Source organism: Streptomyces sp. NPDC058375, assembly GCF_042723425.1.
GTDB classification, from domain to species: Bacteria; Actinomycetota; Actinomycetes; order Streptomycetales; family Streptomycetaceae; genus Streptomyces; species Streptomyces durocortorensis.
The window spans coordinates 1-10,616 of sequence record NZ_JBHXJG010000249.1; the positions used below are offsets into that span (position 1 = coordinate 1).

The following is a 10,616-nucleotide window of genomic DNA, read 5'->3' on the forward strand; positions in this document are numbered from 1 at the left end:
GTCCCCGTGCCCGTGCTCCGGGCGCGGGGACACGGCAAGCCCCGGGGGCCGTCCGGTCAGACAGGGGTGCCGACGACCAAGTGGTCCCCGGGGATGCCGGCCTTACCGGGCGCGTAGTAGTCCTTGATCCCGGCGACCCACGTCTCGACCCGGATCCGGTCCCCGTCGGTCGGCTCGAACGCGTCGAAGAGCGCGTCGATGTTCGCCGGCTCGAAGCCGATCGCCCTCATCAGCGCCATGAACAGCGGCCGCTCGATCAGGCCGTCGCCGTCCGGGTCGCCCAGCGCGGCCAGCGCCTCGGCGAACACGGCGATGGTCGCGTCGAACCGCTCCGGCGACAGCACGCACGCCGTGAACTCCTCGAAGCTGATCTCGCCGTTCCGGTCGGCGTCCAGCTCGGTGAGCAGAGTCGTCCAGTAGCGCCGGAACGCCCCGCGCATCGCGTCCTTCGCCGCCTGGTCCGAGGCGTGTGCCTCGCTGACGACGCGGTCGGCCATGAGCTCGAAGTCGTCGGCCTCCAGAACCCCGTTGGCGTTGGCATCGAACAGGGAGAAGACGAGCGCGACCCGCCGGTTGGCCTCAGTGGTCATGAATCCGTCACCTTTCGCCGTACGGTCCCGCCGACCGGCAGCCCGGTCGGCCCACCCACTGTCCGGCCGAAGGGCGGCGGGCACGACGAAAGCCGCTGCCCTTTCACCTGAAGGACGTAACCACCCCCGCGTAAACGTCGAGTTGAGGCAGACGGCCGGGCCCAGTGCCCCCGCACGCCCCGGTACGAGCCGTGGACGCCCGCGTCGTACCGGAGACGCGGGCGGAACGGCAGACAGGAGCGGCGCGACCAGCCACCGGGCCCACCTTCTAGGCTGGGCGGATGCGAGAGACACCCGCCGTGACCGGCCGCCGTGCGAACGGGGCCCGTGCCGCATGACCGGGGAAGCCGGACCTGCCACGACCCGGGAGACCCGGTCGCTGCCCGCGCACGCGCCCGGATCGGTCGAGACGCCCTTCGTCATCCAGGCCTACGACGAGGTCGTCTCCCACGACACGCTCTGGGACGCCCACTCCCACCCCTTCCACGAACTGCTCTGGAACGAGCGGGGCGCCTCCTCCGCGGTGGTCGGCGAACGCATCTGGACGATCACCCCCGCCCTCGGTCTGTGGATGCCGGCCGGAACGCTGCACTCCGGATCGGCGACGGCGGGAACCTGGTTCCGGGCGAGCTTCTTCGGCTTCCGTACGACGTCGTCGATCTCCGACACTCCGGTCGCCGTCGAGATCACCCCGCTGCTCCGCCTCCTCCTGGAACGGCTCGGCGAACCCGGCCTCGCCCCCTCCTCCCGGGCCGCGACCGAGGCGCTGGTGCTCGACGTCCTCGCCCCGTCGCCGCGCGAACTGCTCGTGCAGATTCCTACCTCCGACCTCCTGCGCCCCGTCGCGGACGCGGTCCGCGAGGATCCGGGCGACCAGCGGACGCTGGCGGACTGGGCGTCCGAGCTGGGCGTGAGCACCCGTACGGTCACACGCGCGTTCAGCGCCGAGACGGGCACGAGCTTCGTACGGTGGGTCGCGGCCGTCCGGGCCCAGCACGCGATCGACCTGCTGGCCCGGGGCTGGGACGTCGAGTCGGTGGCCGAACAGGTCGGCTACCGCTCGGCCAGCGCCTTCGGCGTCGCCTTCCGCCGGACCACCGGGCTGACGCCGGGGACCTTCCGGCCGGGGTGAGCCGATTCCGGGTCCTGCGTGCCCTCCTGAGTTCACGCCGTGAGCAGGCGCAGGCCCAGATCCGCCGCGTCGAGTCCGGCCAGACCCCCGTTCCGCTCGGCCCACCGGCCCGAGGCGAGGTCGTCGCCGAGGCTGCGGCGTGACGTCACGTGAGGGCCAAGAGCGTCATGTGCCGCCGCCACGAATGTCCTCATCGCTACAACGCATGTCTCAAACAGTTGATTGCGACACCTGCACCTCCTCTCATAAAGTACGAAGGCAAGCCTTACCTAAGCCGCTGCGCCTCCGCATCGCATCCCTCCACGACGGCAGTCCACGCCCGGACGTGCGGGAAGCGGCACCCCGACCCTCCGGAAAGCCGGGTACTCACCCATGTCCTCACACCGCCTCCGCCTGCTCGCCGTAGCAGCCGCCCTCGTGTCCGTCGCCGCCTGCGGCGGGAACGGAAGCGGCGACGCCGAGAACACGAAGAAGGAGGGGGGTGGATCCGGCGCGTTCCCCCTGACCGTCGAGCACGCCCTCGGTACAACCACCGTCCCGGCCAAGCCCAAGCGCGTCGCGACCGTCAACTGGGCCAACCACGAAGTCCCGCTCGCGCTCGGCGTCGTGCCCGTCGGCATGGCCGCGGCCAACTTCGGCGACGACAACGACGACGGCGTGCTGCCCTGGGTCGAGGAGAAGCTCGACGACCTGAAGGCCGAGACACCGGTGCTCTTCGACGAGACGGACGGCATCGACTTCGAGGCCGTCGCGGACACGAAGCCGGACGTGATCCTCGCCGCGTACTCGGGTCTGACCAAGAAGGACTACGAGACCCTCAGCGAGATCGCCCCCGTCGTCGCCTACCCGGACGCCGCCTGGGCGACGCCGTGGCGCGAGATCATCCGGACGAACAGCAAGGCGATCGGGCTGGCCGACGAGGGCGAGAAGCTGATCAAGAAGCTCGACGGGGACATAGCCAAGACCGCCGCCAAGTACCCGCAGCTCGAGGGCAAGTCGGCGATGTTCATGACGCACGTCGACCCCAACGACGTCAGCGAGGTCGGTTTCTACACCGCCCACGACACCCGTACCCAGTTCTTCCAGGACCTCGGCATGAAGATCCCCGGGTCCATCGCGAAGGCCTCCGAGGGCACGGACAAGTTCGCCCTCACCAAGAGCGCCGAGCAGATCGACGCGTTCGACGACGTCGACATCATCACCGGCTACGGCGACGACACCGGTGAACTGCTGAAGACCATCACCAAGGACCCGCTGCTCTCCAAGATCCCGGCCGTCGAGCGCGGGTCGACATACCTCCTGCCCGGCAGCTCGCCGCTGGCCACCGCCGCCAACCCGACGCCGCTGTCGATCGGTTACGTGCTCGACGACTACGCCGCCGCCCTCGCCGAGGCCGCGGACAAGGTCAAGTGACCACGCTCGACACCCGTACCCCGCCGGACGCCGCCACCAGCAGGCGTCCGGCGGGTGTGCGCCTGCTGTGGGTCCTGCTCTCCCTGCTCGCCCTGGCCGCCGTCATGCTGGCCTCCGTCGCCTTCGGCTCCCGCGACGTGCCGTGGTCCGACGTCGTCGCGGCGCTCGGCGGTTCCGACGACACCCTGGGTCAGGCGGCCGCGACCAAGCGCATGCCCCGCACGGTCCTCGCCGTCGTCATCGGCGCGGCACTCGGTCTGGCGGGCGGCGTGATGCAGGGCGTGACCCGTAACCCGCTGGCCGACCCGGGCATCCTCGGCGTCAACATGGGGGCCTCTCTCGCCGTCGTCACGGCGGTCGCGTTCTTCGGGCTCACCTCGCCGACCGGCTACATCTGGGTCGCCATCGTGGGCGCCGCGCTGTCCGCCCTGTTCGTCTACACCGTCGGGACGCTCGGCAGGGGAGGGACCACCCCGCTCAAGCTGGCGCTCGCCGGGGCCGCCACGTCAGCCGCCTTCGCCTCGCTCGTCAGCGCGGTCATCCTGCCGCGCAACGACATCGCCGGAAGCTTCAAGCTCTGGCAGATCGGCGGCGTCGGCGGCGCTTCCTTCGAACGCATCGGCCAGGTCGCGCCGTTCCTCATCGCCGGCTTCGTCGTCTGCCTGCTCTCCGCACGCGCCCTCAACTCCATGGCTCTCGGCGATGAGTTGGCGGCCGGGCTCGGTGAACGCGTCGCCGTGGCACGGGCCGTGGCCGCGCTCGGCGCCGTCCTGCTGTGCGGGGCCGCCACCGCCGTCGCCGGGCCCATCGGGTTCGTCGGCCTCGTCGTCCCGCACACCTGCCGGCTCCTCGTCGGCGTCGACCACCGCTGGCTCCTGCCGCTCTCGGCGGTGCTCGGCGCGGTCCTGCTCACCGCCGCCGACATCGTCGGCCGGATCGTGGCACGCCCCTCCGAGATCGACGTCGGCATCGTCACGGCCCTGATCGGGGCCCCCTTCTTCATCTACATCGTCCGCCGACAGAAGGTGCGTGCCCTGTGAGCGCCCCCGCCCTCACCCGGCCGGCCCCCCAGGAGGCCGCGCCCGCCTCCGTCGCGGCCGCCACCCGCCGCCGCGCCCGGGGCGCCTCGCGCCGCCGCCGCGTCGTCCTGGTGCTGGTCCTCCTCGTGGTCGCCGCGTTCGCCGTGACGCTGATGGCGGGCCGCACCTACTACCCGCCCGGCGACGTCTTCCGGGTGATCCTCGGGGAGCAGGTGCCGGGCGCGTCGTTCACGGTGGGCCGGCTGCGGCTGCCCCGCGCGGTCCTCGCCCTGGTCGCCGGATTCAGCTTCGGGCTCGCCGGCGTCACCTTCCAGACGATGCTCCGCAACCCGCTCGCCAGCCCCGACATCATCGGCATCAGCTCCGGGGCGAGCGCCGCCGCTGCCGTCGCCATCGTCACCCTGTCCCTCGGCGAGGTGCAGGTCTCCGTCCTCGCCATCGCCGCCGGACTCGGCGTTGCCCTGCTGGTGTACTCACTGGCGTTCAAGGGCGGCGTCGTCGGCACCCGGCTCATCCTCATCGGCATCGGGATCTCCGCGATGCTCGACAGCATCACCTCCTACGTTCTGTCCCAGGCCGCCGAATGGGACCTCCAAGAGGCGATGCGCTGGCTGACCGGCAGCCTCAACGGCGCCACCTGGGACGAGGTCGTCCCCGCCCTCGTCGCGGCGGCCGTCCTCACCCCGCTGCTGCTGGGCCGGGCCCGTAACCTCTCCGCGCTCCAGCTCGGCGACGACACCGCCTCCGCCCTCGGCGTACGCGTGGAACGCACCCGGATCACCGTGATCGTCGCCGCCGTCGGGCTGATCGCCTTCGCCACGGCGGCGGCCGGACCCATCGCGTTCGTTGCGTTCCTCTCCGGGCCCATCGCCGCTCGCATCGTCGGAGCGGGCGGCTCCCTGCTCATGCCCGCCGGACTCGTCGGCTCGCTGCTCGTCCTCGTCGCCGACTTCACCGGCCAGTTCGCCTTCGGCGAGCGCTACCCGGTCGGCGTCGTCACCGGCGTCCTCGGAGCCCCCTACCTCGTCTACCTGATCATCCGCACCAACCGGGCGGGAGGCTCGCTATGACCACGCACCACCGACTGACCGCCGAAGGACTCACCCTCGGCTACGGCGACCGCACCGTCGTCGACTCCCTCGACCTGGCCGTACCGCCCGGCCGGATCACCGTCATCGTCGGCGCCAACGCCTGCGGCAAGTCGACGCTGCTGCGCTCCATGTCCCGGCTGCTCGCCCCGCGCGCCGGCCGCGTCGTCCTGGACGGCAAGGAGGTGCACCGGCTGCCCGCCAAGGAACTGGCCCGCACCCTCGGGCTGCTGCCCCAGTCGCCGATCGCACCCGAGGGCATCACCGTCTCCGACCTCGTCGGCCGCGGCCGCCACCCCCACCAAGGGATCTTCTCCCGCTGGAACGAGCAGGACGACGCCGCCGTGGCCGCCGCCCTGGAGGCCACGGCGACCGAACCGCTCGCCGAACGCGCCGTGGACGAACTCTCCGGCGGCCAGCGCCAGCGCGTGTGGATCGCCATGGCGCTCGCCCAGCAGACCGATCTGCTGCTGCTCGACGAGCCGACCACCTTCCTCGACGCCAGCCACCAGATCGAGGTCCTCGACCTCCTCACCGACCTCAACCGCTCGCGCGGCACCACCATCGTCATGGTCCTGCACGACCTCAACCTCGCCGCCCGGTACGCCGACCACCTGATCGCCCTGGCCGACGGCGGCCTCCACGCCTCCGGCACCCCGGCCGAGGTGCTGACGGAGGAGACGGTCCGGGCGGTGTTCGACCTCAACAGCCGCATCATCGAGGACCCCGTCTCGGGGCGGCCCCTGATGCTCCCGATCGGCCGCCACCACGTGCTCGACGGGCCGGACCGGGGCGCGGTACCGGTCCCTCAGGGATCGAGCAGCGCCGAGCCGTACCAGTCCGAGGCGTCGGCCACCCCCGGCAGCGCGAGAAAGTAGCCGCCGCCCGTCGTGGTGCTGAAGTCCGCGAACCGCCCGCCCTCCAGCCGCTTCCGCACCGTCGCGAACTGCCGGGCGACGTCCGGCTGGGAGCAGCAGAAGACCAGCCCCACGTCGAGCGTCCCGTCGGGCGCGAGGCCTTGGCCGACGTTGTAGCTCCGGCGCAGCAGGACCGAGTCCTCGCTCCCGGGGTACGCGGGTCGGCGCGGCGGACATGGGAGTCCAGCGGGGTCACCCGGCCCTGCGGGTCGCGCCCGTAGTCGAGCGGGTCGCTCTCCTTCTTCCCGTCGAGCGGCGCGCCGGTCGACTTGCGCCGGCCGTAGATCCGCTCCTGCTCGCCCGGCGGAACCCGGTCCCACGCCTCGGCCCGCAACCGGGTGGTGCGCAGGACCTGGTAGCTCCCGCCCCGCGCCCAGCCGGAAGGTGCCGATCAGCCCCGCGCCTCCCACGACAACCCGCGGCACCGCGTACGAAGCTACGTCGACCGAGAGCACGTCCCAGCGTGGGTCACTCTCCGTCATAACCGTTCCCTTTCCCCGCTTCGGACGGTCTGCACCGCCTCTCTCACCTCTACCGCGCGGAGCAGCAGCTCAGCGCCGCTTCCTCCGCGCGAGATGGACCGCCTGGACCGGGAGGCCGAGCGCCGGGGCGTGCGCCCCTCTGATCGGCTGACTACGAACAGTGATTGACATGTTTCGCCGGACGACGGGGGACACACGGGAGGTCTGTTCCCGGGCCCGGCTCCGGGATGCCCTGAACACCCCGAACCGGCCATGGGGAGAACCTCGGTGGAGAACACCTCGGTGCAGAACAAGGAATCCGTACGGAGCTGTCCGTTCGACTACGCGCAGCGGTTGGAGTTCGACCCCCAGCTCAGGCGATTGCTGACCGAGGAGCCGGTGTCCCGCATCCGGATGGCGTACGGAGAGGGCGAGGCCTGGCTGGTCACGCGCTACGACGACGTCCGGACGGTCACCAGCGACCGGCGGTTCAGCCGCAGCGCCGTCCTCGGCCGTGACTTCCCCCGGATGACCCCGGAGCCGATCGTCCAGGCCGAGTCCATCAATCTCATGGACCCGCCCGCCAGCAGCCGGCTCCGCAGCCTGGTCGCCAAGAGCTTCACCCCGCGCCGCGTCGAGCAGATGCGCGGCGGCACCCAGCGCGTCGTCGACCGGCTGCTCGACGAGATGGCGGACGAGGGCTCACCGGCCGACTTCGTCGCCCGGGTCTCCTCGCCGCTGCCGCTCATCACCATCTGCGAGGCGCTCGACATCCCCGAGGCCGACCGCCCCTGGCTCCGCGCCCACGCCATGACCATGATGAACGTCGGGGCCGCCGGCAAGCAGGACGCCGTACGCGCCAAAGCGGAACTGCGCGGCTACTTCCAGGAGCTGACCGCCGACCGCCGCCGCTCCCCGGGCGACGACCTCATCAGCACCCTGGCCACCGCACGGGACGGCGCGGAACTCCTGGACGACGACGAGCTGGCCGTCATGGCGATGGTCCTGCTCATCACCGGCCAGGACACCACCACCTACCAGCTCGGCAACATCGCCTACACCCTGCTCACCCGCCCGGAACTCCTTTACTCCCTCCAGGCCGAACCGGCGCGGCTGCCCCGCACCCTGGAGGAGCTGCTGCGCCACATCCCCTTCCGCAAGGGCGTCGGCATCCCGCGCATCGCCCTTCAGGACGTGGAGCTCGGCGGTGTCCTCATCAAGGCCGGCGACGTGGTGCACGTGTCCTATCTGACGGCCAACCGGGACGCCGCCAAGTTCGACCGCCCCGACGAGCTGGACCCCGGCCGGCCGTCCATCCCGCACATGACGTTCGGCTGGGGCGCCCACCACTGCCTGGGCGCGCCGCTCGCCACCATGGAGCTGGAAGTCGCCTTCTCCACGCTGCTGACCCGCTTCCCGGCCCTGCGTCTGGACGTGCCGCCCGAGGACATCGAGTGGAACACGACGTCCATCTGGCGTTACCCGCTCGCCCTGCCCGTCACGTGGTGACGAGAGCCTCCGCTCCGAGATACGAGGAGAACCCATGGCGACCCTGTGCAGACCCGCCATCGCTGTGCCCGAGTACGTCATCACGATGCAGCAGACCCTGGACCTGGCACGGGAGACCCACGCCGGGCACCCGCAGCGCGACCTCGTCCTGCGGCTCATCCAGAACACCGGCGTCCAGACCCGACACCTCGTGCAGCCCATCGAGGAGACCCTGAAGCACCCCGGATTCGAGCTCCGCAACCGGGTGTACGAGGCCGAGGCCAAGAGGCGGGTGCCCGACGTCGTCCGGCAGGCCCTCGCCCACGCCGAGACCGACCCGGCCGAGATCGACCTGATCGTCTACGTCTCCTGCACGGGTTTCATGATGCCCTCGCTGACCGCGTGGCTCATCAACACCATGGGCTTCAGGCCCGAAACCCGCCAACTGCCCATCGCCCAGCTCGGCTGCGCGGCGGGCGGCGCGGCCATCAACCGCGCGCACGACTTCTGTCTGGCCTACCCCGAGGCCAATGTCCTCATCGTCTCCTGCGAGTTCTGCTCGCTCTGCTACCAGCCCACCGACATCGGGGTCGGCTCGCTGCTCTCCAACGGGCTGTTCGGGGACGCCCTCTCCGCCGCCGTCGTCCGGGGACAGGGCGGCACCGGGATGCGGCTGGAGCGCAACGGGTCGCACCTGGTGCCCGGCACCGAGGACTGGATCTCCTACGCGGTCCGCGACACCGGCTTCCACTTCCTGCTGGACAAGCGGGTTCCCGGCACCATGGAGATGCTCGCACCGGTCCTGAAGGACCTGGTCGACCTGCACGGCTGGTCCGTCCCCGACATGGACTTCTTCATCGTCCACGCGGGCGGGCCGCGCATCCTGGACGATCTCTGCCACTTCCTGAAGCTGCCGCCGGAGATGTTCCGCTACAGCAGGGCCACCCTCACCGAACGCGGCAACATCGCCAGCTCCGTCGTCTTCGACGCGCTTGCCAGGCTCTTCGACGACGGGGGAGCCGCCGAGTCCGCCCAGGGCCTCATCGCCGGCTTCGGGCCCGGCATCACCGCCGAGACGGCCGTGGGCAGCTGGACCAACGACGACCTCCGCCCGTCCGTCGAGCGCGACCTCGACGCGCTGGAGTCGACCGCCGGCGTTGCGCTGTCCGGCTGAACCGGCTAAGGCGACCGACGGACGGGGACGAAGGAACGGGTGTTCGCGCTTCGCGGATGCAGTCGCTCCGCGAACGGATCCACCCCGAGGAGAATGCATGCGCCTGCCCGCCCGATGGGCCACGGCCGCCCTGCTGCTGGTCGCCCCGGTGATCGCCGCCCCCGCCCCGGCCTCGGCCGACAGCAAACCGGAAGGGGTCGCGGTGGAGCAGTCCACGCGGGCCGTACCCGGGCAGTACATCGTCACCCTGGAGCCCGAACTCTCGCCGGACACCGTCCTGCGGGAGCTCGGGCTCGACCCGTTGTTCCGGTACGGAAACGTCCTGCACGGCTTCGCCGCCACGCTCACCGCCGCCGAGCTCGAAGCGGTACGGACCGTTCCCGGCGTCCTCGCCGTCGAGGAGAACGCCGAGGTCACCGTGGACGCGCCCAGGGCGGGAAGCCTCTTCCGCGCCCCCGCGGCGGGCTGGGGCACCGACCGCATCGACCAGCGCACCCTGCCGCTGGACGACACCTTCACCACCACGGCCACCGGCGAGGGCGTGAAGGTGTACGTCGTCGACACCGGGATCGACGCCGCGCACAGCGAGTTCGGCGGCCGGGTCACGAACGGGTACGACGCCGTCGGGGACGGCCGCGACGGCATGGACTGCAACGGGCACGGCACCCACGTCGCGGGCACCGCGGGCGGTGCGACCTCCGGCGTGGCGAAGGACGCCTCGCTGGTCAACGTCCGCGTCCTGAACTGCGAGGGCCGGGGCACCTGGGCCGGCATCCTCGCCGGGTTCGACTGGGTCGCCAAGGACGCCGCGCGCACCACGACCCCCGCCGTGCTCAACGCCTCCCTCGGCGGCGCCCGTTCCAGCGCGGTCGACGCGGCGGTCGAGTCCGTCGCCGACGCGGGCGTGCTGCCCGTAGTGGCCGCCGGGAACGACGACCGGGACGCCTGTGACGTCTCCCCGGCCGCCGCGGACGGCGTGGTCACGGTCGGCGCGAGCGACCGGCAGGACCGGGAGACCTCCTTCAGCAACTGGGGCTCCTGCCTCGCGCTGTACGCCCCCGGCGCCGACATCGTCTCCGCCCGGCTCGGCGGCGGCACCGTCTCGCTGAACGGCACCTCCATGGCCAGCCCGCACGTCGCGGGCGTCGCCGCGCTCTACAAGCAGGAGAACCCCTCGGCCTCGCCCGCCGCCGTCGCGCGGTGGCTCAACGACACGGCCACCCCGGACGTGCTCTCCGGCCTCGGCCAGGGCTCGCCCGACCGGCTGCTGTACACCGGCGGCCTCTGACGCTCCGTCCGACGGCCTGTCCGGC

Annotated in this window: 10 protein-coding genes and 1 pseudogene; 8 read left to right on the plus strand and 3 right to left on the minus strand. The window is 71.6% G+C overall.

What is annotated here, in order from left to right; all coding sequences use genetic code 11:
- Nucleotides 1-56: 56 nt before the first annotated feature.
- Nucleotides 57-590 carry an EF-hand domain-containing protein gene (locus ACFWM7_RS29085; protein WP_383266025.1) on the minus strand — a complete coding sequence of 178 codons (534 nt, stop codon included), beginning with the start codon at nucleotides 588-590 and terminating at the stop codon, nucleotides 57-59.
- A gap of 334 nt (nucleotides 591-924) precedes the next feature.
- Between ACFWM7_RS29085 and ACFWM7_RS29090 the strand changes: the two genes are divergently transcribed.
- The 5 genes from ACFWM7_RS29090 (at nucleotide 925) to ACFWM7_RS29110 (ending at nucleotide 6,141) form a co-directional block, all read left to right on the plus strand.
- Nucleotides 925-1,722 carry a helix-turn-helix domain-containing protein gene (locus tag ACFWM7_RS29090; RefSeq protein WP_383266027.1) on the plus strand — a complete coding sequence of 266 codons (798 nt, stop codon included), beginning with the start codon at nucleotides 925-927 and terminating at the stop codon, nucleotides 1,720-1,722.
- 372 nt (nucleotides 1,723-2,094) lie between these two features.
- A complete protein-coding gene (locus ACFWM7_RS29095; protein ID WP_383266030.1) occupies nucleotides 2,095-3,135 on the plus strand; it encodes an iron-siderophore ABC transporter substrate-binding protein in 1,041 nt (346 codons plus the stop codon).
- Nucleotides 3,132-4,175 (plus strand): FecCD family ABC transporter permease, encoded by a 1,044-nt coding sequence (locus ACFWM7_RS29100; protein WP_383266033.1) that lies wholly within the window; start codon nucleotides 3,132-3,134, stop codon nucleotides 4,173-4,175. The genes ACFWM7_RS29095 and ACFWM7_RS29100 overlap by 4 nt, the downstream gene beginning before the upstream one ends.
- Nucleotides 4,172-5,245 (plus strand): FecCD family ABC transporter permease, encoded by a 1,074-nt coding sequence (locus ACFWM7_RS29105; RefSeq protein WP_383266036.1) that lies wholly within the window; start codon nucleotides 4,172-4,174, stop codon nucleotides 5,243-5,245. Before ACFWM7_RS29100 ends, ACFWM7_RS29105 begins: the two co-directional genes overlap by 4 nt.
- Nucleotides 5,242-6,141: an ABC transporter ATP-binding protein gene (locus ACFWM7_RS29110; RefSeq protein ID WP_383266039.1), complete on the plus strand. Its 900-nt coding sequence runs from the start codon at nucleotides 5,242-5,244 to the stop codon at nucleotides 6,139-6,141. The genes ACFWM7_RS29105 and ACFWM7_RS29110 overlap by 4 nt, the downstream gene beginning before the upstream one ends.
- Here ACFWM7_RS29110 and ACFWM7_RS29115 read toward each other — a convergent pair.
- Together ACFWM7_RS29115 and ACFWM7_RS29120 are read right to left on the minus strand one after the other, a co-directional pair.
- Entirely contained in the window at nucleotides 6,072-6,311 is a 240-nt protein-coding gene (locus tag ACFWM7_RS29115) for a hypothetical protein (protein WP_383266048.1), read from the minus strand. The two genes, ACFWM7_RS29110 and ACFWM7_RS29115, sit on opposite strands and share 70 nt — an antisense overlap.
- 77 nt (nucleotides 6,312-6,388) lie before the next feature.
- Nucleotides 6,389-6,514: pseudogene (locus ACFWM7_RS29120) on the minus strand (deferrochelatase/peroxidase EfeB); the annotation flags it as partial.
- A gap of 400 nt (nucleotides 6,515-6,914) precedes the next feature.
- Between ACFWM7_RS29120 and ACFWM7_RS29125 the strand changes: the two are divergent.
- From ACFWM7_RS29125 to ACFWM7_RS29135, 3 genes are all read left to right on the plus strand, one after another.
- Nucleotides 6,915-8,150, plus strand: a complete 1,236-nt coding sequence (locus tag ACFWM7_RS29125) for a cytochrome P450 (protein WP_383266042.1) — start codon at nucleotides 6,915-6,917, stop codon at nucleotides 8,148-8,150.
- 19 nt (nucleotides 8,151-8,169) lie between these two features.
- The gene (locus ACFWM7_RS29130; RefSeq protein ID WP_383266050.1) at nucleotides 8,170-9,303 is read left to right on the plus strand and encodes a type III polyketide synthase; all 1,134 of its coding nucleotides are present in this window, start codon (nucleotides 8,170-8,172) and stop codon (nucleotides 9,301-9,303) included.
- Between the two features lie 97 nt (nucleotides 9,304-9,400).
- Nucleotides 9,401-10,591, plus strand: coding sequence for a S8 family peptidase (locus ACFWM7_RS29135; protein ID WP_383266045.1), 1,191 nt, complete (start codon nucleotides 9,401-9,403; stop codon nucleotides 10,589-10,591).
- Nucleotides 10,592-10,616: the final 25 nt, after the last annotated feature.

Bases quoted from the DNA above. Each gene is read 5' to 3' on its own strand.
- ACFWM7_RS29085 (WP_383266025.1), bottom strand. From the start codon at position 590: ATGACCACTGAGGCCAACCGGCGGGTCGCGCTCGTCTTCTCCCTGTTC.
- ACFWM7_RS29090 (WP_383266027.1), top strand. From the start codon at position 925: ATGACCGGGGAAGCCGGACCTGCCACGACCCGGGAGACCCGGTCGCTG.
- ACFWM7_RS29095 (WP_383266030.1), top strand. From the start codon at position 2,095: ATGTCCTCACACCGCCTCCGCCTGCTCGCCGTAGCAGCCGCCCTCGTG.
- ACFWM7_RS29110 (WP_383266039.1), top strand. From the start codon at position 5,242: ATGACCACGCACCACCGACTGACCGCCGAAGGACTCACCCTCGGCTAC.
- ACFWM7_RS29125 (WP_383266042.1), top strand. From the start codon at position 6,915: ATGGGGAGAACCTCGGTGGAGAACACCTCGGTGCAGAACAAGGAATCC.
- ACFWM7_RS29135 (WP_383266045.1), top strand. From the start codon at position 9,401: ATGCGCCTGCCCGCCCGATGGGCCACGGCCGCCCTGCTGCTGGTCGCC.